Source organism: Thermomonas sp., assembly GCF_023953935.1.
GTDB lineage: Bacteria > Pseudomonadota > Gammaproteobacteria > Xanthomonadales > Xanthomonadaceae > Thermomonas.
This window is the reverse complement of the sequence record NZ_JAMLIW010000002.1, coordinates 300544-324192: the sequence shown is the minus strand read 5'-3', so window position 1 is coordinate 324192 and position 23649 is coordinate 300544. Positions and strand designations below refer to the sequence as shown.

Below are 23649 nucleotides of genomic sequence, written 5' to 3'. Positions count from 1 at the left end.
GAAGCGGGCGGATCACGACACCAGGTGCAGGATGTCGTTGTAGAAAGCCAGGCCCATCAGTCCTGCGATCAGCGCAAGACCGATGTATTGGCCCACGGCCTGCGCGCGTTCACCCAAGGGGCGACCGGCGGCCAGCTCGATAAGGTAATACAGGAGGTGCCCCCCGTCCAAGACCGGGATCGGCAGCAGGTTCAGCAAACCGAGGCTGACCGACAGCAGGGCGAGGAATTCCAGGAACCAGGCCGGGCCGCGGGCCGCGAAGTCATTGGCCGCACGCGCGATCGTCAGCGGTCCGGAGACGGTGTTCTCGACCGCCACCCGGCCGCTGAAGGCGCGGGCGATCATTTCCACGATCTGCCGGCTCTGGAACAGGGTTTCCCGGGCGGCAGCCGGGATCGCGGCCAGCGCGCCCAGCCGCAGCACCGCGTCGTGCGGGGCTTCCACGGGGCTGGCGGCGGTGATGCCCAGAATCCAGTGGGGCGCCCCGGAATCGTCGATGTAGCGCTGTGGCGCCAGGTCCAGGGCGAGCCGCTGGCCGTCACGCTCGACTTCGACCATGCCGTGGTGGCCGGTTTCGCCCAGTCGCGCCACCAGCGGGGCGATGTCCTCGAAACTGGACACCGGTTGGCCGTCGATGGCGGTGATCCGGTCGCCCTCGGCCAGCACGCCCCAGGCCGGGCTGCCCTCGCGCACGCTGCCGACCACGGCCGGCAGCAGCAGGTGGCGCGGGATGAGCCCGATGTCGGCCAGTGCGCGGGTCTCGTCACGCTGTGCCGGCAGGTTCTGCAATGGCAGCACGCGGGTGGATTCCTGCCCGTTCGGCTGGCGCACGCCCAGCGGCACCGGCTTGTGGTCGAGAGCGGCGATCGACAGGGCGATGCCCAGCTCGCTCCAGGTCGGGGTTGCGCGCTCGCCGACCTTCGTGATGACGTCGCCCGGATGCAGGCCGGCTTGGGCGGCGATGCCCTGGACATGGCCGACGACCGGGGCGTAATCCGGCCGGCCGATCACCAGCATCGCCCACAGCAAGCCGAAAGCCAGCAGCAGGTTGGCCAACGGCCCGGCCGCCGCGATCGCCATGCGCTGCAAGACCGGCTTGCGGTTGAACGCCTGCGACAACTCCTTGGGCGAAACGTCACCCTCGCGCTCGTCGAGCATGCGCACATAGCCGCCCAGCGGGATCGCGGCGATCACGTATTCGGTGCCGTCCTTGCCGTGCCAGGTCCACAGCGGTTTGCCGAAACCCACCGAGAACCGCAGCACCTTGACCTTGAAGCGACGCGCCACCCAGAAATGGCCGTACTCATGGAAAGTCACCAGCACGCCAAGGGCGACCAGCAGCCACCAGACCGAGCCGAAGAATTCGTTCATGGCCGGGGTCGTCCCTCGATGCGCGCCCGCGCCGTCACCCGCGCCGTGCGGTCGGCGTCGAACAGCACGTCCAATGAATCCGCGGCGTGTTGGGGCAGGGTATTCAGGGTGGCGGCAACCGTATCGGGGATGTCCAGAAAACCGATCCGGCCCTGAAGGAAAGCTGAAACGGCCTCCTCGTTGGCCGCGTTGAGAATGGCCGGAGCGGTGCCGCCCGAGACCAGCGCTGCGGTGGCAAGACCCAGGCACGGGAAAGCATCGAGATCGGGAGGCTCGAACTCCAGCTGCCCACCCTGCGCGAGCAGATCCAGCGGCGGGACGCCCGAGGCGATGCGGCGCGGCCAGGCCAGCCCGACCGCCAGCGCGGTGCGCATGTCGGGCAAGCCCAGCTGTGCCAGCGTGCTGCCGTCGGCGAAATCCACCATCGAGTGCACCAGCGACTGCGGATGTACCAGCACGCGGATGCGCTCGGATGGGACATGGAACAGGTGGTGGGCTTCGATGACCTCGAGGCCCTTGTTCATCAAGGTGGCCGAGTCGATCGAAATTTTCGGCCCCATCGACCACTTCGGGTGCGCCAGCGCCTGCGCAGGCGTCACCGTGGCCAGCTCGGCGCGGCTGCGGCCGCGAAACGGGCCGCCGGAGGCGGTCAGGGTGAGGCGGACGGGCTTGGCTTCGCCACCGGCCAGACACTGGAAGATGGCGTTGTGTTCGCTGTCGATCGGGATCACCTCGGTCCCGAGCGAGCGCACCTCGCGCATCAGCAGCTCACCGGCGAGCACCAGCGATTCCTTGTTGGCCAGCAGCAGGCGCTTGCCGGCGCGCGCAGCGGCCAGGGTCGAAGGCAGACCGGCGGCGCCCACGATCGCGGCGACGACGGTGTTGCAGGCCGAGCTGGCGGCGAGGCTGGCGATGCTGTCGCTGCCGGCGTGGGCTTGGGTAGCCAGCCCGGCCTCGCTCAGGCCGTCGCGCAGGATCGGATACAGGCGTTCGTCGCCGATGATCGCGTGCTCCGGGGCGTGGATGCGACACAGGGCCAGCAGTTCTTCGACCCGGGTGCCAGCCGCCAGGACGGTCGCCCGCAGCGCATCCGGGTGGCGAGCCACCACGTCCAGCGCAGAGGTTCCGATCGAGCCCGTGGCCCCGAGGATGGCGATCCGGCGCATCGTCAGAATCCGAACCAGGCCTTGCCGACCGCAAACACCGGCAGCGCCGCGAGCAGGCTGTCGACCCGGTCGAGCACGCCGCCGTGGCCGGGGATCAGGGTGCCCGAATCCTTGACCCCGCTGTGCCGCTTGAGCAGGCTTTCGAACAGATCGCCGATGACGGAAAACACCACCGTCACCAGCGCCACGCCGATCACCGCCGCCAGCTTGTGGGTGGGAACATCCAGCAACAACGCTCCGGCGACCGCGACGATGGTGGACAGGACCAGACCGCCGAGCAGGCCCTCGATGGTCTTGTTCGGGCTGACCCTGGGCGCCAGCTTGCGGCCGCCGAACCACTGGCCGCCGAAGCGCCGACCGGCGAAATAGGCGCCGGTGTCGGCGGCCCACACCAGCAGCAGCGCCAACAGCAGCCAGAACGGGCCGTTGGGCTGCTGATGATGGATCAGCGCCAGCGCACACCAGGCGGGCACCACCGCGGCGGTGCCCGCGATCAGCTTGTTGATGCGTGCGTTGCCGCCGGGTCTGGATGCGAAGTCGTAATGCAGCAGCCACAGCAGCGCCAGCAGCCACCACGCCACGCCGAGGACGGCCACCACCTCGAACAGCGGCAGCGCGCTGGTCCGGGCCGAGCGCGAACCCCAGACCAGCGCCACCATCAGCGCCAGATTGCAGGCCAGCAGGACATAGCGGGCGAGGTTGTCCTCGATGTCCACCAGCCGGGTCCATTCCCACAGGGCGAACAGGCACAGCAGTGCGCTCGCCAGCATCAGCCAGGCGGTAGGCAGGAGCAGCACCGCGGCGATCGCCGCCGGCGCCATGACCAGCGCTGCCAGAACGCGGGTTTTGGTCATGCCTGGCTCCCTTCGCCCATGGGTCGGAGTTGTGCACTGGTCAGGCCGAAGCGGCGTTCGCGCCTAGCGAAATCATCCAGCGCGGTTTGCAGCAGCGCGGCGTCCACGTCCGGCCACAGCGCGTCGGTGAACCACAGTTCGGTATAGGCAAGCTGCCAGAGCAGGAAATTGCTGATCCGCAATTCACCGCCGGTACGGATGAACAGGTCCGGCAGCGGCAGGTCGGACAGGGCCACGCGCTGCGCCAGCGCGGCGGCATCGATCTGTTCCGGCTGCAAGCGGCCGGCGGCGACTTCACCGGCCAATTCGCGAGCGGCGCGGGCGATGTCCTGGCGGCCGCCGTAGCTCGCTGCGATGTTGAGGTGCAGGCGCGCATTGTCGGCGGTTCGGGTTTCCGCGTGCTGCATGCGTTCGCGAATCGAGGCCGCGAAGCGTTCGCGCTCGCCGATGAAGCGCAGACGCACGCCGAGCCGGTGCAGTTCGTCGACTTCGCGATCCAGCGCGCCGATGAACAGCTTCATCAGGCCGCTGACTTCATCGATCGGTCGCTCCCAGTTTTCGCTGGAGAAGGCGAACAGGGTCAGTGCGCCGACGCCGCGGCGCAGGCAGAACTCCACGCAGCGCTTGACCGCGCGCGCGCCGGCACGGTGACCGATCAGCCGTGGCCGATGTAGCGCCTGCGCCCAGCGACCGTTGCCGTCCATGATGATGGCGATGTGCTGTGGCACCGCGCCGGTAGCCGGACTGCCCACGGCAGCATCGGGCAGCAAGCCCTCTTGCGCTGCGAAAGCGTCAGTCAAGGAAACATCCCCATCGAAGTCCGGCTCGCATCGCTTTCACCAATCACCAATCCCGAATCCCCAATCCCGGCTCCTCTCACACCGACATCAACTCGGTTTCCTTGCCCTTGATGACCTCGTCCACGTCCTTGATCGCCGCATCGGTGATCTTCTGGATCTCGGCCTCGGCGCGGGCGCTTTCGTCCTCGGAGATCTGCTTGTCCTTGAGCAGTTCCTTGACCTGCTGGTTGGCGTCGCGGCGGATGTTGCGGATCGCCACCTTGGCGTCCTCGCCTTCGCCATGCACGACCTTGGTGAGGTCGCGGCGGCGCTCTTCGGTCAGGGCCGGGATGTTGAGGCGGATGGTGGTGCCGGCGGTGTTCGGGGTCAGCCCGAGATCGGAGGCAAGGATCGCCTTTTCAACGGCGCCAACCATCTGCTTCTCCCACGGCACGATCATGATCGTGCGGGCGTCGGACACCGAGACGCTGGCGACCTGCGCCAGCGGCATGTCCGAGCCGTAATAGTGGACCTTGATGCTGTCGACCAGCCCGGTATTGGCGCGGCCGGTCCGGACCTTGACGAGATTGTGGCGCAGGGTCTCGATGCTCTTGCCCATGCGGGCCTGGGCGTCTTTCTTGATCTCGTTCAACATGGCCGCGCGCTCCTTGGATTCCGCAAACGGGCCATTATAAGTGCGTTGGAGCCAATCAACCGCCGACCAGGGTGCCGATCGCCTCGCCGCGCAGGATCCGCAGCAGCACGCCGGGCTGGGCCATGTCGAAGATCCGCAGGGGCAGCTTGGCGTCACGGCACAGGGCGAAGGCAGCGGTGTCCATCACCCGCAGGTCGCGACGGATCACATCGTCATAGCTCAGGTTGTCGAGCTTGACGGCGTCCGCGTGCTTCTCCGGGTCCTTGTCGTAGACGCCGTCGACCTTGGTGGCCTTGAGAAGCAGGTCGGCTCCGATCTCGATCGCGCGCAGCGCCGCCCCGGAATCGGTGGTGAAGAACGGGTTGCCGGTACCGGCAGCGAAGATCGTGATGCGGCCCTTTTCCAGATGACGCACGGCGCGTCGGCGGATGTAATCCTCGCAGACGTCGTTGATCTTGAGCGCGCTCATCACCCGGCACTTGGCGCCGGCTTTCTCCAGTGCATCCTGCATCGCCAGCGCATTGATCACCGTGGCCAGCATGCCCATCTGGTCGCCGGTCACCCGATCCATGCCGCCGGCTGCAAGTCCGGCGCCGCGAAAGATGTTGCCACCGCCGATCACCAGCGCGATTTCAGCGCCGGCTTCATGGGCCTCGATGACTTCGCGACCGAGCCGTGTCAGGACCTTGGGGTCGATCCCGTAGTCCTCGTCCCCCATCAACGCCTCGCCGGAGAGTTTCAACAGCACGCGGCGATAGGCGAGTTCGGACATGGGGCACCGGATTGTGGGAAGGCGCGCGAATTCTAGCGGAAAGCGGCGCCGTGGCGCCCGCGCGGATCAATCGATCAGCACGAACACCGTCACCAGCGCCAGCAACGCAAGCGGATACAGGCTGGCACGGTCGAACAATTTCGCGGCGCGGCGGCCTTCGTGCGAACGGAACAATTGGAAGCCGGGCGCCAGCAACAGCACCACGCCGATCGCCAGCATGCCGAGCTGGAAACGCAGGCCCAGCGCCAGCGGCGACATCAAGGGCAGGAACCAGCCCAGCGCCAACGTCGCCAGCAGGGCGATCAGCACGACCGTGCCGGCGATTTTGGGGCCGAACACCAGCGGGATGGTTCGCGCGCCGACCCGGCGGTCTTCTTCGACGTCGTTCCAGTCGGCGGGAATGTTCTGGCCGCCGATTTCCCAAGCCATCAGCCAAGCCACCATCAGGCCCAGCAGGGCCGGGTCCGGGCGTGGCACCACGGCCAGCACCGCGGCGACCGGCCCCAGCGCCTTGACCACGCCGCTGACCAGCACCCGCCACCAGCTGACCTTGAACAGCAGGCAGTAGACGGTTTCCAGGACCGGCGCGGCCAGCACCACCCAGATCAGCAGCGGATTGAGCCAGTACGCGCCGATCAGGGCGATCACATACCACGCAGCGAACCAGGCGATCCCCTTGCCGAGACTGAGCTTGCCCTGCGCGATCGGATAGCGCAGATCCGAGGCTTCTACCGAATAGCCGGCATTGGGGCCGGCACCGGCGAATTTCTCGCGATCGACCTTGACCCCGATGATGTCGTTGAGCGCGTACAGCGCGGTATAGCCAGCCAGCGCGGTCAGCAGCGCCACCAGCAGCACCGGCCAGCGCGGGAAGTGCCCGAGCCACAGCAGCGCGGCGAAGCCCGGCATGGCGATGTCGAGCACGCCGTGGGTGGAGCGCGACAGGGCGAGGAAGCTGCGCATCGGCTCAGGCCCGCTTGACGTAGCTCATCATGTAATTCACGTCTTCCTTGCCCTCGGCCACCTTGAAGCGCTTGGTCAGCGGATTGAACATCAGGCTGGCGCTGCGCAGGTGGGTGAGGCCGCTGGCCTGCGCCCATTGCCGCAGCTCGCGCGGGCGGATCAGTTTTTCGTACTGATGGGTGCCCTTCGGCAGGATCCGCATCACGTACTCGCCGCCGACGATGGCGAACAGCCAGGCCTTGAAGCTGCGGTTGATGGTCGAGAAGATCACGTGGCCACCGGGCTTGAGCAGACGCGCGCAGGCGGCGATGATCGCGGCCGGGTCGGGCACGTGTTCGAGCATTTCCAGGCAGGTGACGACATCGAACGTGCCGGCTTCCAGTTCAGCGAGTTCCTCGACCCGCTGCAGGCGGTAGTCGATCGACAGGCCGCTTTTCTGGGCGTGCTGGCGGGCCACGGCGAGGCTCATTTCGGACTGGTCGATGCCGATCACCTGCGCGCCGGCCTTGGCCAGGGTTTCGGTCAGGATGCCGCCGCCGCAGCCGACGTCGACCGCCTTCGCACCCTTGATGGTCTCGACGTGATCGAAGGTGAACTGGCTGCGCAGCGGATTGATGACATGCAGCATGCCCATCTTGCCGGTGGGGTCCCACCAGAGTTGGGCGACGCGGTCGAATTTGCTGACTTCGGAACTATCGACGTTCACGGCTTGGTTCATGGGTCACCTTGAGGCGGGCGTGCAGGGCCGGCACCGCGGCGTCGAGCTCGCGGCGGGCGATGTCGTTGAGGAAGGTGCAACTACCAATTCCGTTGGGTACCGGCACGCGCTGCAACCCATTGCGGTGTTCGATGCGGTCGAGCAGGGACTGCCACATCACCTCGGCATCGAGGACGCCGGGATTGAGGTCGATGCCGAGGCTTGCGACCAGCCCGAACACGCGCTCGGCCTGGCGTTGCCCCAGCAGGCCGCGGCTCAGCGCGAGTTCGGTCGAGACCAGCACGTCCAGCAGCACCGCCTCGCCGTGCAGCAGGTGCTGTTCGTGGCGCGTTTCCAGCCCATAGCTGAAGCTGTGGCCGAAATCGACCTTGCGCGCCAGCTGGTCCTCGTGCAGGTTCGGTTCCAGTTCGGTGAGCATGCCCTGGATCGCGGCGTCGAGAATGGCGTCGCCGGCGGCATCCAGGAATGCGGTTTCGATGCAGCGCGCGCCGTCGCGTTCGAGCCGTTCGAACAGGTCGGCGTCGCAGACCACCGCCAGCTTGACGATTTCACAGACGCCGTTGCGCAGGTGGCGCGGTGGCAGCGTGCGCAGGAAGTGCTTGTCGAGCAGGACCGCGGCGGGAGGCTCGAAGCTGCCGAGGCGGTTCTTGTTGCCGTTGAAGTTGATCCCGGCCTTGATCCCGAGCGCGGCGTCGATGTAGCCCATCAGGGTGGTGGGCACCTTGATGTGCGGGATCCCGCGCCGGTAGGTGGCGGCGACGAAGGCGACCACGTCGGTCAGCACGCCGCCGCCAATGGCGATGATGGGTTCATCGCGGCGGTGGATCGGGAAGCCGTCGAGTTCGCGCAGGATGTCCTGGTAGAGGTCTATCGTCTTGTGTTCCTCGCCGCCGGGGAACACCACCACCCGCGCTTCGATGCCTTGGTGGGCAAACCAGTCTCGGATCGCCTTGCCGTGCAAGCGGTCGACATTGGCATCGACCACCACGAAGCGGCGGCCGCCGTCGCAGCGGCCGTAGTCGAGCAGGCGGCGATTGTCGGCATCGAACAGGCCCGCTGCCTTGATCACGTCATAGGCAATCGGGCGCTGGGTGCGCACCTGCCAGCGGTCGGCCCGGGTAATCATGCGGCGTCCAGCCAGTGTGCGCGGCGGGCGAGGATCTCCCGTGCCACCCGCTGCGCGTCGGCGAGGCTGTGATTGCGCCAGTGGCCGCATTGTTCGATGTTGGCGTAAGGCACTTCGGTCGCCGACTGCATCTCGTCGAGAATGCGCACCAGGCAAGCGCACAGCACCTCGCTGCGGCCTTCGTTGACGAAGCCGAGGTAGAAGCCGGTTTGGCAGCCCATCAGGCCGACCGAGACGAAGTGCTCAGGCAGCAGCCGGCTGAAGCCTTCGAGCAGGAAATGTTCGACCGAATGCAGCTCGGTCGAAGTCAGATATTCGTCGGCATTTGGATGACGAATGCGCAGGTCGACGCAATACGTGACGTCGCCGTGCTCGCCCCGCCGCGCCGAGCGCAGCTTGACGCTGGGCGCCTTCAGCCGGCGGTGGTCGAGTTCACCTACCAGCCCTGCGGGCCAGCCGAGGGATGCGACGTCGATCCTGTCGTCCATGTCCGCCTTCAGCGCTCGCCGTTGATCGCAGCCAGATGCCGATAACTGGCGTCCAGCGCCTGCTGCCAACCCTCGACGTGGTGATAGAGCTCGACCGAGCCAAAGCCTTGGAAGCCGCCTTCCTCCAGCGCGCGGAAGCTGCCGGCCAGGTCCAGCGTGCCTTCGCCGGGGATTTCGTGGAAATGCACGATCCCGGTCAGGGTATTGGCCACCATCTTGTCCACCAGCGGCGCATTTTTCGCGCCGCGCAGATAGCCGCAGATCGGGCGCGCGCGCTCCAGCACGTCGTAGCTCAGGCCCGGCATCGAGATCAGATAGGTGAAAATTTCATCGTCCAGCGGCGAGGCCCCGGCGTACAGGCTGGAATACGGCACCTCCTGCAGGTCGCGCGTCACCCCGGCCCGTTGCAGCAGCGCCTCGATCCGCGCCTTGCGGGCGGGCGTGGGCGCCTCGAGCGGGAAGTGGATCGGGTGTTCACGATCCAGCAGAAGGAAATCGGCGGTGTCCGGGAAGTGCACCAGCACGCTGGCGAAGTCCAGGTCCGGCGCGAGTTCGGCGTGGTCGTGGACGATCTTCAGGTTGTAGCCTTCGCGGGCGTCGGAAATATGCAGGTAGCGCGCCTGCGGCGCGGCCAGCCGCAGCGCTTCGAGGTAATTGGTTTCCGAGCAATAGGCGTGGCAGATGTCGATGTGCAGCTTGAATTTTTCCGAGCCGACCTGATCCAGCAAGGCCAGCCCCTGCGCCATCGTCTCGATGTACATGCCCGGTTCGGGCTCGATCAGCAGGGTGATGTCCTCATCGTCGCGGATTTCGCGCAGGCATTCGCGGATCGAATCGACCAGCAGCGCGCCCGGATCGACCTCGGGATGGGCCACGTGGTCGTCGCGGATGAAGCCGCTGCCGAAGGTGACCAGGTTCACCCCCAGCTTGCGGGCGACGTGGATGCCGCGCTTGACCAGATCGATCCGGCGCATCCGCGCGGCCTTCTCCAGCGCCATCAGAGAGGGCTCGTGGGGCCGGTGCGGATCGAAGAAATGCGAGGCGGTGGCCACGCAGCAGGCCTGCACCCGGCGCGCGTCCAGCCGCTGTTTCACCGCGTCCAGATAAGCGTCGTCGATGTTGAACGGATTGAACTGGTCGCGGTGGAAGGAAATCTCGATCCCGGCGTATCCGGCGCGATCCACGGCGTCGATCGCATCGAGAAAGTCGAGATTGGTCAATCCGAACGTGCTGTAGCTGAGCTGGATCGCGGACATGGCGAATTCTGTCTGTGACAGGCCATTTTATACGGTCGCGCCGTGGCTTGCGCTTTCACGCCTGAACCAGAGTGGCCCACCGTTGGCCAAGGAACGAAAAGGCATGGCGGCCGAACCGGGCGTTTGGCCTAGATTGCCGCAACCACCCTCGCGAAGGCTGCGGATGCGCTAAAGTCGCGTCTGGATGTTGCAGTGCGCCATCGGGCGCTATCGTCCGCCTCCGGATGCCTCCTTGAACACCTTCGGCCAGCTGCTGCGCGTCACCACCTTCGGCGAATCGCACGGGCCGGCGATCGGCTGCGTGCTCGACGGCTGCCCGCCGGGGATTGCCATCGCCCCGGAAGATTTCGTCCATGACCTGGCGCGGCGGGCAACCGGCAAGAGCCGCCACACCTCGGCGCGGCACGAGGCCGACGCGGTCGAAATTCTCTCGGGCGTGTACGAGGGCATCACCACCGGCACCCCGATTGCCCTGCTGATCCGCAATACCGATGCGCGCAGCAAGGATTACGCCAAGATCGCCGCGCAGTTCCGGCCCGGTCACGCCGACTACACCTATTGGCAGAAGTACGGCATCCGCGATCCGCGCGGTGGCGGCCGCAGCAGTGCGCGCGAGACCACGATGCGGGTGGCGGCGGCGGTGATCGCCAAGAAGTGGCTGGCCCAGCGCGGGGTGACGGTGCGCGGTTGGATGTCGCAGATCGGGCAGATCGTGCCGACCGGGTTTGATGCCAATGCGATCGAGTCCAACCCGTTCTTCTGGCCGGATTCCGCGCAGGTGCCGGAACTCGAAACCTACATGGACGCACTGCGCAAGTCCGGCGATTCGGTCGGCGCGCGCGTCACCGTGGTGGCCGATGGCGTGCCGCCGGGCTGGGGCGAGCCGATCTACGGCAAGCTCGATGCAGAGCTGGCGGCGGCGATGATGTCGATCAACGCGGTCAAGGGCGTTGAGATCGGCGACGGCTTCGACGCCGTGGCGCAAACAGGCAGCGAACATCGTGACGTGATGACCACGATGGGCTTCCTGTCCAATCACGCCGGCGGAATCCTCGGCGGCATTTCCAGCGGCCAGCAGATCGTGGTGTCGGTGGCGTTCAAGCCCACCTCCAGCCTGCGCCTGCCGGTGGCCGGGCTGGACGTGGACGGCAACGACGTGGAGATCGTCACCACCGGCCGCCACGATCCCTGCGTCGGCATCCGCGCCACCCCGATTTGCGAGGCGATGCTGGCACTGGTGCTGATGGATCAGGCGCTGCGCCATCGCGCCCAGTGCGGGGATGTCGGCGAGATCACGCCGAGGATTCCAGCCGCCAGCGCGATGCCTGATCCAAAACGATAGCGGCGCATCGCCAAGCAGGCCCATTGGGCAGCGACGCGCCGCAAGGATTGTGTGAACCCCCTGACATGCAGGCGCGGTCTGCGCCGCAACTACAAGGCAAACAATCAGATGAGCAATCAGTACAAGGTGGCCGTCGTCGGCGCCACCGGCGCGGTCGGTGAAACCATGTTGTCGATCCTCGCCGAGCGCCGCTTCCCGGCCAGTGCGGTTGTCGCGGTCGCCAGCGAGCGTTCGGCCGGCAGCCGGGTCGCCTTCGGTGACGACGAGCTGGTGGTGCAGGATCTGGCCGAGTTCGATCCAGCCTCCATTGATATCGCCCTGTTCTCCGCCGGCGGCGCGATCAGCAAGGAGTACGCGCCGAAATTCGCCGCCGAAGGCGCGGTGGTGATCGACAATTCCTCGACCTTCCGCTACGACGACGAGGTGCCGCTGGTGGTGTCGGAAGTGAACCCGGAGGCGGCGAAGAACCGTCCGCGCGGGATCATCGCCAATCCCAATTGCTCGACCATGCAGTTGATGGTGGCACTGGCACCGATCCACCGCGAATACGGCATCGAGCGGATCAATATCGCCACCTACCAATCGGCGTCCGGTGCGGGTCGGTCCGGCATGGAGGAATTGGGCAGGCAGACCGCCCAGTTGCTCAATTTCCAGGACATTGAGCCGAAGAAATTCCAGGTCCAGATCGCCTTCAACCTGATTCCCCAGATCGACGATTTCCAGGACAACGGCTTCACCAAGGAAGAAATGAAGCTGGTCTGGGAAACCCGCAAGATCCTGGACGATCCGACCATCGGCGTGAATCCGACCGTGGTGCGGGTGCCGGTGTTCTACGGGCATTCCGAGGCGGTGCATATCGAGACCCGCGACAAGATCACCGCCGACGCGGCACGCGCGCTGCTGGCGAAGTCGCCGGGCGTGGAAGTGGTCGATGAGCGCAAGCCGGGTGGCTATCCCACGCCGGTGACCCACGCCTCCGGCAAGGATGCGGTGTTCGTCGGCCGCATCCGCGAAGACCTGTCGCATCCGCGCGGGCTCGACCTGTGGGTGGTGTCCGACAACATCCGCAAGGGCGCCGCGCTCAATGCCGTGCAGATCGCCGAGTTGCTGGTGGCCGAGGGCCTGGAGCCGAAGGACGCGGCGGCTTGAGGCGGGCTCAGGCGCGATTCAAGTGATCGCGCCTGTCGGGTGCAATGCCGCCGCCCATACGCTGCGGAATCGTGATGGCCATTGCATCGCAGGGCTGGCGCTGTGTCGGAAATGCGCGACAATCTGCTAGAGTCGGCGCGCAGTCGCGATGATGGAGCCCATGTGATCGGAATCTTGCGCAAAGCAGCGATTGCCGCGCTGTTGCTGGCAGCCGGCAATGCATGGGCCTTGGGCCTTGGCCAGATCAAGGTCAAGTCCAGGCTCAATCAACCGCTGCTGGCGGAAATCCCGATCATTTCAACCACGCCGGGCGAACTGGCCGCGCTGCGCACGCGGATGGCGTCGCCGGAAACCTTCCGCCGCATTGGCCTGCCGCCGCCCACAGGCGCGGCCGCAGACCTTCAGTTCAGTCTGGGCAGCGATGCGCGCGGCAATCCGGTGATTCGGGTCACCAGCGTCCAGCCGATTGACCAGGCGATGGTCAATTTCCTGATCGAGGTCGATTGGGGCGAAGGCAAGCTGGTGCGCGAGTATTCGGCGCTGGTGGACGCGCCCAACACGGCCAGCGCGCCGGCTGCCCAGGCGGACGTGCAGATGGCCGCCGTCGAGGCGCCGAACCTCGTCCAGCGTCCGGCGCTGCCGGAAGCGACCGCGGAAGCAGCCGCGGCCCCGGTGACGGCCGAGCCGCTGCCGCCACAACCTGAAGCCAGCGCGCCGGCAACGCCTGCCCCGGTCGCTGCGGAGGCGCCGGCTCCGGAGGCAGCGGTCGATGTGTCCACCCCGCCGCCGGCCGCGCCGGCACCCGAACCGTCCGAGACGGCAGTCGCGACCGCAGAGGCGGCAGCCGCCGATGACGCAAGTCAGTACGGCCCGATCAAGCGCGGCGAAACCCTGTCCGCAATTGCCGGCAGCCTAGGATTGCGCAACACGTTCAGCCTCGACCAGACCATGCTGGCGCTGCTGCGCGCCAATCCCGACGCCTTCATCAGCGACAACATCAATCTACTGCGCCAGGGCGCCGTGCTGCGGGTCCCGGAAGGGGGCGAAGTGGCGCAGATCGACGCCGGCGAGGCCAGCGCGGTGGTGCGCCAGCAGATGCAGGCTTGGCGCCAGTCGCAGCGGCCTGTGCTGCAGCCGGATGCGGTCGCGATGGCAGGCACGGTGCCTGCGAACCGGGCCCCGGCCGCCTCGGCTTCGCCGCCGGTTGCACCGGCTGCCGCCCCCGGCGCCGCAGCGGCGCGGACGGCCGCGGCGTCAGGCGCACGGCGCACCGAAGCACGCCTGCAAATCGTGCCGCCGACGGGCACCACGCCCGCGGCGGGGGCAAATACCGGAACCGGCAATCGCGGTGGGGGCAGCATGTTGCAACAGGAGTTGGCACAGCGCGACGAAGAGATTTCCGCGAAAACCGCGGAAGTCGGGGAACTGAAGGAGCGCGTGGCCGAACTGGAACGGATCCGGGACGAGCAGCATCGCCTGCTGACCATGAAGGACACCGAATTGGCCTCCGCGCAGCACCAGCTGGCCCAGGCCAATCAGGCGGCCGCGCCGGCGACGCCTGCCTCGGAACAGGCCGCCGCCACCCATTCGAACATCAATCCGTATTACATCGGCGGCGGCGTGGGCGTCCTGCTGCTGGGTCTGCTGGTCTGGTTCCTGAGCAAGCGCAACCGGCCCGAGCCGGAGCCCAAGCCGCGCCGCAGTTTCGACCACGACGCCCTGGCCGCGAGCATGCAGCGGCTCGACCAACGGCGTGAGCAAAAGGCCAAGGCGGACGCCGCCCCGGCACCGCAGCCCTCCGCCGCGCCAGCGCCGGGAACACCGCCGGCGTCCGCTGCTTCCGGCAGCGATGCCCCGGCTTGGCATTCAGGCTGGGTCGTGAAAGGCGCCGTGTCGCGTTCCGGAGCCCAGGAACCGCACGATGCAGCGCGGGTCTCCGACCCGGAACCGGCGCCACCGACGGCCCCCGCTGCGCCCACCCCTGCCGCCGGCAACGAGCCGCCGGCGCACGCCAGCGCGGAGCAGCGCTTCAAGCTGGTCGATGCCTTCCTCGACATGGGCGACCGCACCTCCGCGCAGCAGTTGCTCGCCGAATTGCTCAATGACGAAGACGATGCGGTGAGCGAGAAGGCCGGCAAGATGCTGGCCCGAATCATGGGTTGAGCACGGCGTCCACGCCGATGCGCTTCGCGCTGGGGATCGAATACGACGGCAGTGGCTACTCGGGTTGGCAGCGTTTGAGCCAGCCCGGGTCCATGGCACCGGACGGGAGTTTGCAGACCACGCTGGAAGCCGCGCTTTCGCGGGTGGCGAATGCGCAGATCGCGACCGTCTGTGCCGGGCGCACCGATGCCGGCGTGCATGCGCGCTGCCAGGTCGTGCATTTCGACACCGAGGTCGAGCGCAGCCAGCGCGGCTGGGTCCTCGGCACCACCGCCAACCTGCCGCCAACGCTGGCGGTGTACAGCAGCAGGAAAATATTCAGCGCGTGCTTGCGCGGGCGCCGCTACCGCTGGGTCGATTCACCCGCAGGCGTCGGCTGCAGCGCCAGTTCCTGGGTTGGGAGCCGCTGCTGCTGCTACAGCCGCTACGCAATGCGCGGCGCAGGCGCTGCTCGGCGAGCGGGATTTTTCGAGTTTCCGCAGCGCCCAGTGCCAGGCCACCCACGCGCGGCGCAATCTGCAGGATATTTCGATCCTCCGTACTGGCGATGAGGTGGTGGTGGACGTGCAGGCCAACGCCTTCCTGCACCACATGGTGCGCAACATCGTCGGCTCGCTGTTGCTGGTGGGCTGCGGCGAACGACCGGTTGAATGGATCGCTGAGCTGCTGGAACAGCGCGATCGCACCCAAGCCGGCCCAACCGCACCGGCGGCGGGATTGCTCTTCCTCGGTCCGAAATACCCGCGCCACTGGGGCTTGCCGGAGGAGGTTTGCGGCGATGAATGAAATGCAGCCCACGCGCCATCACGGCTCCTGTCTGTGCGGTGCGGTGCGCTTCGTGATCGAAGGCAGGTTCGACCACTTCTACCTCTGCCACTGCGCGCATTGCCGCAAGGACACCGGTTCCGCGTACGCGGCCAATCTGTTCTCGGCGACGGCAACACTGCGCTGGTTGGCGGGAGAAGGCAGGGCGATCCTCTACCGGCTGCCGGCGACCCGCCATGCCCGCTGCTTCTGCGTCAGCTGCGGTTCGGGATTGCCTTATGCAATGGAACAGATGATCGTGGTGCCGGCCGGCGCCCTCGATGTTCCGTTCAACGCCGCGCCGGACGCGCACATCTTCGTCGCCAGCAAGGCGGCGTGGGAGCACGATCTGGATCGCCTTCCTGTGTTCGATGCGTTTCCTTCCTGATTCCGGCAACGGCGACCTTGCATGACCAGTCCCCCCTTTCGCACCCGCATCAAGTTCTGCGGCCTGACCCGTCCGGGCGATGCGCGCTTGGCTGGCGAGCTGGGCGTGGACGCGGTGGGCGTGATCTTCGCCGCGCGCAGCAAGCGCTGCGTGATGCCGGAGAACGCCGGTGCGCTGCGGCAGGCGCTGCCACCGCTGGTCGATCTGGTGGCACTGTTCATGGACAACGGTGCGGGCGAAATACACGCTGCCATCGCCCGGGCGCGACCCACGCTGCTGCAATTCCACGGCGATGAAGACGATGCCTTCTGCCGCCGCTTCGGCCTGCCGTATCTGAAGGGCGTGGGCATGGGCGGCGCGGCGCCGGACGGGCAGACGCTGCGCAGGCGCTGGCCGAATGCGGCAGGCTTCGTGCTGGATGGCCATGCGCCGGGGCAGGCGGGCGGCAGCGGGCAGCGCCTGGACGCGACCAGCATTCCCGCCGATCTCGACATGCCCTGGCTGCTGGCCGGCGGCCTGACGCCAGACAACGTGGGCGAGGCCATCCGCGTCGTGCGCCCGTGGGGCGTGGATGTGGCCGGCGGCATCGAATCCGCCCCCGGCATCAAGGACGGCGTGCTGATGCGCCGCTTCGTCGAAGCGGTACAGACGGCGGATGCCACCGCGATCGGGTAGGCTATGGCCACGCCATGAAATCCCCGAATCGCCAACCCGCACCCTTCGGCCGCTCGCTGCGGCGCTGGCGGCGCGTGCCTGCGGCGGCGGTGCGATAAGCCCGTCAGCGGCGCGTGTCCGAGGCGCGACGCGACCAGCGTCGTTCCCCCGCATATTTCGATTTCTCTTTGCGCCCGTGCATCCGCCGGGTGGCCATGAGTCCATGGAGCGACATCCGATGAATTCCACCTCCTCCCCGGCCCCCGCTGCGGCAATCGACTATCACGCGTATCCCGACGCCAGCGGCCACTTCGGCCGCCACGGCGGCCGCTTCGTCGCCGAAACCCTGATCGGTCCCTTGCAGGAGCTGGCCGCCGCCTACGACGCCGCGCGCGCCGACCCCGCCTTCATCACCGCGTTCGAGAACGATCTCAGGCACTACGTCGGTCGTCCCAGTCCGATCTACCACGCCCAGCGCCTGTCACGCGAGGTCGGCGGTGCGCAAATCCTGTTCAAGCGCGAAGACCTGAACCACACCGGCGCGCACAAGATCAACAACACCATCGGCCAGGCACTGCTGGCCAGCCGCATGGGCAAGACCCGGATCATCGCCGAAACCGGCGCCGGCCAGCATGGCGTCGCCAGCGCCACCGTGGCCACCCGGCTGGGCCTGGAATGCGTCGTCTACATGGGTGCCACCGACATCGAACGGCAGAAGATCAACGTCTACCGGATGAAGCTCTTGGGTGCGACCGTGGTGCCGGTGACCAGCGGCAGCGCCACCTTGAAGGACGCGCTCAACGAGGCGATGCGCGATTGGGTGACCAATGTGCGTGACACCTTCTACATCATCGGCACCGTCGCCGGCCCGGATCCGTATCCACGCATGGTGCGCGACTTCAACGCGGTGGTCGGCCGCGAGGCACGGGCGCAGATGCTGGCCGAGTACGGCCGCGTGCCGGATGCGATCACCGCCTGCGTCGGCGGCGGCAGCAATGCGATTGGTTTATTCCATGCCTTCCTCAACGATCCCTCCGTGCGCATCGTCGGCGCCGAGGCGGCCGGCGAGGGCATCGAAACCGGCCGCCACGCCGCCTCGCTGGCGGCGGGCCGGGTCGGCGTGCTGCATGGCAACCGCACCTACGTGATCTGCGATGACGACGGCCAGATCACCGAAACCCATTCGATCTCGGCGGGCCTGGACTATCCTGGCGTCGGCCCCGAACACGCGTTCCTGAAGGACAGCGGCCGCGCCGAATACGTCGGCGTGACGGATGCCGAGGCGATGGAGGCCTTCCACCGCCTGACCCGCAGCGAAGGCATCCTGCCGGCGCTGGAATCCAGTCACGCGGTGGCGCAGGCGATCAAGCTGGCGCGCGAACTGCCCAAGGACGCGCTGGTCCTGTGCAACCTGTCCGGGCGCGGCGACAAGGACGTGCACACCATCGCCGCGCGCGAAGGTTTCTGAACTGTAGATCACCGCATTCAGGTTCCAGCCGGTTCCCGCATTTGGTGACCGGCGGAATTTGCGCGACAATACGCGATTGACCACTGAACAACCCGCAGGAGCCGGCCATGGCCGAAGACAATCAGGCGCAGCCCGCCGACGCAGCCCAGCAGAACAACCAGATCGACCCGGCGTTCATCGAGGCGGTGAATGAATACCTTGCCGTTGCGGACAAGCAGGCCCAGAAGGTCGGCCCGAACGGCCCGGGGCTTGCCATCCAGTTCGCGGCGGCGCGTTTCAACGCCCACCACTTCCTGTCCGTCGTCAAACCGATCTTCGCCGCCCAGGAGCGCAAACATTTTCTCGATGAGATGTCTGGCATCTATCGCAAGATGCTCAACCAGCATCTGGATGGCATCGGCGAGGAGCGCGGCATCGACGTCGGCGAATCCGAACTGGCCGATGAGTACGCGGCTGCCGGTGTGCAGATCGGCCGTCTGAAGGATGCGACGGCCCAGACCCCGGCCGAAGGCTACGTCGCCGCGGCCCAGCCGACGCCGCCGACCAATCCGGCGTAATGACCCGCTTGAACCAGCGGTTGGACGCGCTGCGCGCGGCCGGCCGCAAGGGCTTGGTGCCGTTCATCACGGCGGGCGATCCCGCGCTCGCCGCCACCGTGCCGGCCATGCACGCACTGGTGCAGGCCGGCGCCGACGTGATCGAGCTGGGCGTCCCGTTTTCCGACCCGATGGCCGACGGCCCGGTGATCCAGCGCAGCTCCGAACGGGCGCTGGCACGTGGCGCGGGCTTGCGATACGTGCTCGATTGCGTGCGCGATTTCCGCGCCCGCGACGCCACCACGCCGGTCGTGTTGATGGGCTATCTCAACCCGATCGAGATCCACGGCATGGACACCTTCGCGGCGGATGCCGCCGAGGCCGGGGTGGATGGCGTGCTGCTGGTCGATCTGCCGCCGGAAGAAGCGGGGGCGTATCGCCGGGCCTTGTCCGAACGCGGTGTGGCCCTGATTTCACTGGCCGCACCGACCACGCCGGCCGAGCGCATGGCGCGACTGTGCGAGCAGGCGCAGGGCTATCTCTATTACGTCAGTTATGCCGGCGTCACCGGTGCGGCGCAGTTGGACGCGGCCGACGTCGGCCAGCATCTGCGCGAAGTGCAAAGCCAGGCCCGGGTGCCGGTGTTTGCCGGGTTCGGGATCCGCGATGCCGACAGTGCCGCCGCAGTGGCATTGCACGCCGATGGCGTCGTCGTCGGTAGCGCCCTGGTGTCCGCGATGAACGCGGCCGATCCGGCCACTGCCGCGGTGCAGGCGGGAAACTTTCTTCGCCCCCTGCGGGCGGCGCTGGACGGCGTTGGGCGCTAGACTTCGCCGCGCGGCTGCAAACAAGGCAGATCGAATCCGATGAGTTGGCTGAAGAAACTGATGCCCGGTACCGGCATCCGCACCGAAGGCGGCAGCGAGCGCAAGCGCAGCGTTCCCGAAGGTGTGTGGGAGAAATGCGCCAGCTGCGGCAGCGCGCTGTACCGGCCCGAGCTTGAAGAGAACCTCGAAGTCTGTCCCAAGTGCGGTTTCCACATGCCGATCCGCGCCCGCGCGCGGCTGGCGGCCCTGCTGGACGACGGCGCAGGCAACGAGATCGGCGCCGGCCTCGGCCCGACCGACGTGCTCAAGTTCCGCGACCAGAAAAAGTATTCCGATCGCATCAAGGCCGCGCAGAAGAAAACCGGCGAACGCGACGCGCTGGTGGTGCTGGAAGGCACGCTGGCCGGGCAGCCGCTGGTCGCCGCTGCCTTCGATTTCGCCTTCATGGGCGGTTCGATGGGCTCGGTGGTCGGCGAGCGCTTCACCCTCGGCGCCGAGCGGGCGCTGGAACGGCGCTGCCCGTTCGTGTGCTTCACCGCCAGCGGCGGCGCGCGGATGCAGGAAAGCCTGTTCTCGCTGATGCAGATGGCCAAGACCGCCGCCGCGCTCGGGCGCCTGCGCGCAGCCGGGCTGCCCTACATCGTGGTGCTCACCCATCCCACCACCGGCGGCGTGTCGGCCAGCTTCGCCATGCTGGGCGATCTGAATCTGGCCGAACCCGGCGCCCTGATCGGGTTCGCCGGCCAGCGCGTGATCGAACAGACCGTGCGCGAAAAACTGCCGGAAGGCTTCCAGCGCAGCGAATTCCTGCTCCAGCACGGCACCGTGGACCAGATCGTCGATCGCCGCGAACTGCGCACGCGGCTGGCGCGTCTGCTGGCGCTGCTGCTGCGGCAGCCGGCGCCGGCGAGCGGTGGGAGCGCGGCATGAGCCGCCGTCGGTATTTCGGCACCGACGGCATCCGCGGCCGGGTTGGTGAAGGCGCGATTTCCGCCGATTTCGTGCTGCGTCTGGGCAATGCCTATGGCCACGCGCTGGCTGCGGCCGCGCGCGCGCGCCAGGAGTGGCGCAAACCGATGGTGGTGATCGGCAAGGACACCCGGATTTCCAATTACATGTTCGAGGCCGCGCTGGAAGCCGGATTGGTGGCGGCCGGCGTGGACGTGCAGCTGATGGGGCCGATGCCCACCCCGGCGGTGGCCCACCTGACCCATTCGATGCGCGCCGACGGCGGCATCGTGATTTCCGCTTCCCACAACCCGCATTTCGACAACGGCATCAAGTTCTTTTCGGCGCTGGGCGAGAAGCTCGATGACGCCACCGAACTGGCGATCGAGTCCGCGCTGGAACAACCATTCCACACCGTCTCCTCCGAACAGCTGGGCAAGGCCGTGCGCACTCGCGATGCCATCGGCCGCTACGTCGAGGCCTGCAAGAATTCGGTGCCCAAGGGGTTCCACCTCAACGGCCTGCGCATCGTCGTCGACTGCGCCAATGGCGCCACCTACCAGCTCGCCCCGCTGGTACTGCGTGAACTGGGGGCGTCGGTGGAGGCCATCGGGGTTGAGCCGAACGGCCTGAATATCAACGATGGCGTCGGATCGACCCACCCCGAAAACCTGGCCCGGCGCGTGCTTGAAACCGGCGCCGACCTCGGCATCGCCTTCGACGGTGATGGCGACCGCGTGCTGATGATCGATGCCAAGGGCCAGGTGCGCGACGGCGACGGACTGCTCTACCTGCTGGCCTGCGACTGGCAGGACAGCGGCCGCCTGCGCGGGCCGGTGGTCGGTACCTTGATGAGCAATTACGGGCTGGAGCAGGCGCTGGCGGCGCGCGGCATCCCGTTCCTGCGCGCCAACGTCGGCGACCGCCACGTCCACCAGCTGCTGCTGGCGCACGCCGGCGTGCTCGGCGGCGAAGCCAGCGGGCACCTCCTGTGCCTGGACCGCGGCAATACCGGCGACGGCATCGTCAGCGCCCTGCAAGTGCTGGAAGTGCTGCAACGGCGCGGCATCACGCTCGACGCCGCGCTGACGGGGCTGGCCAAGGTGCCGCAGAAAACCGTGAACGTGCGCTGTGGCGCCGGCAGCCGGCCCGTGGAAGCCGACGGCGTCAAGACCGCATTGGCCGCGGCGCAGCAGGCCGTGGCCGGGCGCGGCCGCGCCTTCCTGCGCCCGTCCGGCACCGAGCCGGTGGTGCGGGTGACGGTCGAGGCCGACGATGTCGCCCTGGTCGATTCGACCCTGTCCGCGCTGGCCGATGCGGTGCGCGCCGCGGTGGCTTGAGCTTCGTCATTCCCGCTGTTGCGAAACTGATGAGCAAAGAAGAGAGTCCGCCATGACTTCGCAAATCCCCACCCTCGACATCCGTCGCTTCACCCATCCGGCTTCCCCGGAAGATCGCCAGGCTTTCGTCGATGCGCTCGGCGCGGCCTACCGCGAATGGGGCTTTGCCGGCATCCGCAACCACGGCATCCCGCAGGCGCGAATTGATGCGGCCTATGCCGCATTCCGCGAATTCTTTGCGCTGCCCGATGAAGCCAAACGGCGCTACCACGTGCCCGGCGGCGGCGGCGCGCGCGGCTACACGCCGTTCGGAATCGAGACCGCCAAGGGGTCGCAGCATTTCGACCTCAAGGAGTTCTGGCACATCGGTCGCGAAATTCCGGAGGATTCGAAGTACCGCAGCGTGATGTCGCCCAACCTGTGGCCCGAAGAAGTGCCGGCGTTCCGGGAAGTCGGATACGGCCTCTATCAAGCGCTGGACGCGCTCGGATCGCAGGTGCTGTCCGCGCTGGCCCTGCACATCGGCCTGCCGGAGGACTGGTTTGCCGACAAGACCGACAGCGGCAACTCGATCCTGCGGCCGCTGCACTATCCGCCGATTCCCGACGGCGACGTGCCCAACATCCGCTCCGGCGCGCACGAGGACATCAACCTGATCACTCTGCTGGTCGGCGCCAGCGCCGAAGGCCTGCAGGTGCTCTCGCGCAAGGGGCAGTGGGTGCCGTTCACCGCTGACGCCGACACGATTGTGGTGAACATCGGCGACATGCTGCAGCGTCTGACCAACCACGTCTATCCATCGACCACCCACCGCGTGGTCAATCCGCCGGGGCCGAAGGCCCGCGAGCCGCGCTATTCGGTGCCGTTCTTCCTGCACCCCAACCCCGATTTCCTGATCGACGCGCTGCCGTCGTGCATCACGCCCGACAATCCCAACCGCTATCCCGAGCCGATCACCGCCCAAGGCTATCTGGAAGAACGGCTGCGCGAGATCAAGCTGATGTAGCCCGCCGGCGCCGGGGTCCCACTGCGGCCCGGCCGCGCTTGCTAGACTTCGGTTTCCCCATCATTGGAGCGTTGCATGCGTCGCAGGATCGTCGCCGGAAACTGGAAGCTGCACGGCAGCCGCGTTTTCGTCCAGTCGCTGCTGTCGGAGATCATCAGCGCCGCGCCGGACGGGGTTGAATTGATCGTGCTGCCGCCGTTTCCCTATCTGGCCGAGGCCGCGCAGCGCTGCGCCGGCAGTAGCGTCGCATTCGGTGCCCAGGACGTGAGCGAGCATGCCAAGGGCGCCTACACCGGCGAGGTGGCGGCGGCGATGCTGGCCGACATGGGCGCCCGCTATGCCCTGGTCGGCCATTCCGAACGCCGCCAGTACCACGCGGAAAGCAGCGCACTGGTGGCGCGCAAGTTCGTGGCCGCCCATGCGTCGGGTGTGGTTCCGATCCTGTGCGTGGGCGAAAGCCTGGAAGCGCGCGAGGCCGGGCAAACCGAAGCTGTCATCGCCAGCCAGCTGCAACCGGTGCTGGCACTGGCCGGCGCGGCGGCGTTCGCCAACGCGGTGGTGGCCTACGAGCCGGTCTGGGCGATCGGCACCGGGCGTACCGCCAGCCCGGAGCAGGCGCAGGCCGTCCACGCCTTCATCCGCGCCCAGGTGGCCATCGGTGATCCCGCCATCGCCGCTGCGCTGCCGATCCTGTACGGCGGCAGCGTCAAACCCGACAACGCCGCCAGCCTGTTCGCCCAGCCCGACATCGACGGCGGCCTGATCGGCGGCGCTGCGCTGGTGGCATCCGACTTCCTCGCCATCGCCAGCGCGATCTGACGCCAGCACCGGCCACGCCGGGGCCGCGTTCCCGCCGCATCCGACCGCTCACGCCCG

23 protein-coding genes and 1 pseudogene are annotated in these 23649 nt (G+C 67.4%); 13 read left to right on the top strand and 11 right to left on the bottom strand.

Going from position 1 to position 23649, the window contains the following annotated elements; genetic code table 11:
- Nucleotides 1-12 precede the first annotated feature (12 nt).
- The 11 genes from rseP to M9902_RS04230 all read right to left on the bottom strand — a co-directional run bounded on the left by rseP (nt 13) and on the right by M9902_RS04230 (nt 10148).
- The gene (rseP, locus tag M9902_RS04280; protein ID WP_297221322.1) at nt 13-1371 is read right to left on the bottom strand and encodes an RIP metalloprotease RseP; all 1359 of its coding nucleotides are present in this window, start codon (nt 1369-1371) and stop codon (nt 13-15) included.
- Entirely contained in the window at nt 1368-2537 is a 1170-nt protein-coding gene (gene dxr / locus M9902_RS04275; protein ID WP_297221321.1) for a 1-deoxy-D-xylulose-5-phosphate reductoisomerase, read from the bottom strand. Before dxr ends, rseP begins: the two co-directional genes overlap by 4 nt.
- A gap of 2 nt (nt 2538-2539) precedes the next feature.
- Nucleotides 2540-3391, bottom strand: a complete 852-nt coding sequence (locus tag M9902_RS04270; protein ID WP_297221320.1) for a phosphatidate cytidylyltransferase — start codon at nt 3389-3391, stop codon at nt 2540-2542.
- Nucleotides 3388-4143, bottom strand: coding sequence for a polyprenyl diphosphate synthase (uppS, locus tag M9902_RS04265; RefSeq protein ID WP_297171383.1), 756 nt, complete (start codon nt 4141-4143; stop codon nt 3388-3390). Before uppS ends, M9902_RS04270 begins: the two co-directional genes overlap by 4 nt.
- Nucleotides 4144-4267: 124 nt before the next feature.
- Entirely contained in the window at nt 4268-4825 is a 558-nt protein-coding gene (gene frr / locus M9902_RS04260; protein WP_297171364.1) for a ribosome recycling factor, read from the bottom strand.
- A 55-nt stretch (nt 4826-4880) separates the two neighbouring features.
- The gene (gene pyrH / locus M9902_RS04255) at nt 4881-5597 is read right to left on the bottom strand and encodes a UMP kinase (protein ID WP_297171366.1); all 717 of its coding nucleotides are present in this window, start codon (nt 5595-5597) and stop codon (nt 4881-4883) included.
- 66 nt (nt 5598-5663) lie between these two features.
- Nucleotides 5664-6560 carry a UbiA family prenyltransferase gene (locus M9902_RS04250; RefSeq protein ID WP_297221319.1) on the bottom strand — a complete coding sequence of 299 codons (897 nt, stop codon included), beginning with the start codon at nt 6558-6560 and terminating at the stop codon, nt 5664-5666.
- A gap of 4 nt (nt 6561-6564) precedes the next feature.
- Nucleotides 6565-7278 carry a bifunctional 2-polyprenyl-6-hydroxyphenol methylase/3-demethylubiquinol 3-O-methyltransferase UbiG gene (ubiG, locus tag M9902_RS04245; protein WP_297221318.1) on the bottom strand — a complete coding sequence of 238 codons (714 nt, stop codon included), beginning with the start codon at nt 7276-7278 and terminating at the stop codon, nt 6565-6567.
- Nucleotides 7253-8404: a sedoheptulose 7-phosphate cyclase gene (locus tag M9902_RS04240; protein WP_297221317.1), complete on the bottom strand. Its 1152-nt coding sequence runs from the start codon at nt 8402-8404 to the stop codon at nt 7253-7255. Before M9902_RS04240 ends, ubiG begins: the two co-directional genes overlap by 26 nt.
- Entirely contained in the window at nt 8401-8892 is a 492-nt protein-coding gene (locus M9902_RS04235; protein WP_297221316.1) for an S-ribosylhomocysteine lyase, read from the bottom strand. The genes M9902_RS04240 and M9902_RS04235 overlap by 4 nt, the downstream gene beginning before the upstream one ends.
- Before the next feature lie 8 nt (nt 8893-8900).
- On the bottom strand, nt 8901-10148 hold the full coding sequence (locus tag M9902_RS04230; RefSeq protein ID WP_297221315.1) for a sugar phosphate isomerase/epimerase family protein: 1248 nt from the start codon (nt 10146-10148) through the stop codon (nt 8901-8903).
- A 184-nt stretch (nt 10149-10332) separates the two neighbouring features.
- Between M9902_RS04230 and aroC the strand changes: the two genes are divergently transcribed.
- From aroC to tpiA, 13 genes and pseudogenes are all read left to right on the top strand, one after another.
- Entirely contained in the window at nt 10333-11490 is a 1158-nt protein-coding gene (gene aroC, locus M9902_RS04225) for a chorismate synthase (protein ID WP_297221314.1), read from the top strand.
- A 108-nt stretch (nt 11491-11598) separates the two neighbouring features.
- On the top strand, nt 11599-12639 hold the full coding sequence (locus M9902_RS04220; RefSeq protein ID WP_297221313.1) for an aspartate-semialdehyde dehydrogenase: 1041 nt from the start codon (nt 11599-11601) through the stop codon (nt 12637-12639).
- 162 nt (nt 12640-12801) lie between these two features.
- Nucleotides 12802-14802 (top strand): FimV/HubP family polar landmark protein, encoded by a 2001-nt coding sequence (locus M9902_RS04215; protein WP_297221312.1) that lies wholly within the window; start codon nt 12802-12804, stop codon nt 14800-14802.
- A gap of 17 nt (nt 14803-14819) precedes the next feature.
- Nucleotides 14820-15588, top strand: a pseudogene (gene truA / locus M9902_RS04210) (tRNA pseudouridine(38-40) synthase TruA).
- A complete protein-coding gene (locus M9902_RS04205) occupies nt 15581-15994 on the top strand; it encodes a GFA family protein (RefSeq protein WP_297221311.1) in 414 nt (137 codons plus the stop codon). The pseudogene truA and the gene M9902_RS04205 overlap by 8 nt, the downstream one beginning before the upstream one ends.
- A 21-nt stretch (nt 15995-16015) precedes the next feature.
- The gene (locus tag M9902_RS04200) at nt 16016-16669 is read left to right on the top strand and encodes a phosphoribosylanthranilate isomerase (RefSeq protein WP_297221310.1); all 654 of its coding nucleotides are present in this window, start codon (nt 16016-16018) and stop codon (nt 16667-16669) included.
- 217 nt (nt 16670-16886) lie between these two features.
- Complete coding sequence (gene trpB / locus M9902_RS04195) at nt 16887-18116, top strand: tryptophan synthase subunit beta (protein ID WP_297221309.1); 1230 nt, start codon at nt 16887-16889, stop codon at nt 18114-18116.
- 107 nt (nt 18117-18223) lie between these two features.
- Nucleotides 18224-18673 carry a DUF3144 domain-containing protein gene (locus M9902_RS04190; protein ID WP_297174947.1) on the top strand — a complete coding sequence of 150 codons (450 nt, stop codon included), beginning with the start codon at nt 18224-18226 and terminating at the stop codon, nt 18671-18673.
- Nucleotides 18673-19479 carry a tryptophan synthase subunit alpha gene (trpA, locus tag M9902_RS04185; protein ID WP_297221308.1) on the top strand — a complete coding sequence of 269 codons (807 nt, stop codon included), beginning with the start codon at nt 18673-18675 and terminating at the stop codon, nt 19477-19479. Before M9902_RS04190 ends, trpA begins: the two co-directional genes overlap by 1 nt.
- Nucleotides 19480-19518: 39 nt before the next feature.
- Nucleotides 19519-20409: an acetyl-CoA carboxylase, carboxyltransferase subunit beta gene (accD, locus tag M9902_RS04180; RefSeq protein ID WP_297174953.1), complete on the top strand. Its 891-nt coding sequence runs from the start codon at nt 19519-19521 to the stop codon at nt 20407-20409.
- Entirely contained in the window at nt 20406-21767 is a 1362-nt protein-coding gene (gene glmM, locus M9902_RS04175) for a phosphoglucosamine mutase (protein ID WP_297221307.1), read from the top strand. The genes accD and glmM overlap by 4 nt, the downstream gene beginning before the upstream one ends.
- A 52-nt stretch (nt 21768-21819) precedes the next feature.
- Entirely contained in the window at nt 21820-22773 is a 954-nt protein-coding gene (locus tag M9902_RS04170) for a 2-oxoglutarate and iron-dependent oxygenase domain-containing protein (RefSeq protein ID WP_297221306.1), read from the top strand.
- Between the two features lie 75 nt (nt 22774-22848).
- Nucleotides 22849-23592, top strand: coding sequence for a triose-phosphate isomerase (tpiA, locus tag M9902_RS04165; RefSeq protein ID WP_297221305.1), 744 nt, complete (start codon nt 22849-22851; stop codon nt 23590-23592).
- Nucleotides 23593-23649 lie beyond the last annotated feature (57 nt).

What these genes read in the sequence shown, in the direction of transcription:
- rseP (WP_297221322.1), bottom strand. Translation starts at nt 1,371, where the DNA reads ATGAACGAATTCTTCGGCTCGGTCTGGTGGCTGCTGGTCGCCCTTGGC.
- dxr (WP_297221321.1), bottom strand. Translation starts at nt 2,537, where the DNA reads ATGCGCCGGATCGCCATCCTCGGGGCCACGGGCTCGATCGGAACCTCT.
- M9902_RS04270 (WP_297221320.1), bottom strand. Translation starts at nt 3,391, where the DNA reads ATGACCAAAACCCGCGTTCTGGCAGCGCTGGTCATGGCGCCGGCGGCG.
- frr (WP_297171364.1), bottom strand. Translation starts at nt 4,825, where the DNA reads ATGTTGAACGAGATCAAGAAAGACGCCCAGGCCCGCATGGGCAAGAGC.
- pyrH (WP_297171366.1), bottom strand. Translation starts at nt 5,597, where the DNA reads ATGTCCGAACTCGCCTATCGCCGCGTGCTGTTGAAACTCTCCGGCGAG.
- M9902_RS04250 (WP_297221319.1), bottom strand. Translation starts at nt 6,560, where the DNA reads ATGCGCAGCTTCCTCGCCCTGTCGCGCTCCACCCACGGCGTGCTCGAC.
- ubiG (WP_297221318.1), bottom strand. Translation starts at nt 7,278, where the DNA reads ATGAACCAAGCCGTGAACGTCGATAGTTCCGAAGTCAGCAAATTCGAC.
- M9902_RS04240 (WP_297221317.1), bottom strand. Translation starts at nt 8,404, where the DNA reads ATGATTACCCGGGCCGACCGCTGGCAGGTGCGCACCCAGCGCCCGATT.
- M9902_RS04235 (WP_297221316.1), bottom strand. Translation starts at nt 8,892, where the DNA reads ATGGACGACAGGATCGACGTCGCATCCCTCGGCTGGCCCGCAGGGCTG.
- M9902_RS04230 (WP_297221315.1), bottom strand. Translation starts at nt 10,148, where the DNA reads ATGTCCGCGATCCAGCTCAGCTACAGCACGTTCGGATTGACCAATCTC.
- aroC (WP_297221314.1), top strand. Translation starts at nt 10,333, where the DNA reads ATGTTGCAGTGCGCCATCGGGCGCTATCGTCCGCCTCCGGATGCCTCC.
- M9902_RS04220 (WP_297221313.1), top strand. Translation starts at nt 11,599, where the DNA reads ATGAGCAATCAGTACAAGGTGGCCGTCGTCGGCGCCACCGGCGCGGTC.
- M9902_RS04205 (WP_297221311.1), top strand. Translation starts at nt 15,581, where the DNA reads ATGAATGAAATGCAGCCCACGCGCCATCACGGCTCCTGTCTGTGCGGT.
- M9902_RS04200 (WP_297221310.1), top strand. Translation starts at nt 16,016, where the DNA reads ATGACCAGTCCCCCCTTTCGCACCCGCATCAAGTTCTGCGGCCTGACC.
- trpB (WP_297221309.1), top strand. Translation starts at nt 16,887, where the DNA reads ATGAATTCCACCTCCTCCCCGGCCCCCGCTGCGGCAATCGACTATCAC.
- M9902_RS04190 (WP_297174947.1), top strand. Translation starts at nt 18,224, where the DNA reads ATGGCCGAAGACAATCAGGCGCAGCCCGCCGACGCAGCCCAGCAGAAC.
- trpA (WP_297221308.1), top strand. Translation starts at nt 18,673, where the DNA reads ATGACCCGCTTGAACCAGCGGTTGGACGCGCTGCGCGCGGCCGGCCGC.
- accD (WP_297174953.1), top strand. Translation starts at nt 19,519, where the DNA reads ATGAGTTGGCTGAAGAAACTGATGCCCGGTACCGGCATCCGCACCGAA.
- glmM (WP_297221307.1), top strand. Translation starts at nt 20,406, where the DNA reads ATGAGCCGCCGTCGGTATTTCGGCACCGACGGCATCCGCGGCCGGGTT.
- M9902_RS04170 (WP_297221306.1), top strand. Translation starts at nt 21,820, where the DNA reads ATGACTTCGCAAATCCCCACCCTCGACATCCGTCGCTTCACCCATCCG.
- tpiA (WP_297221305.1), top strand. Translation starts at nt 22,849, where the DNA reads ATGCGTCGCAGGATCGTCGCCGGAAACTGGAAGCTGCACGGCAGCCGC.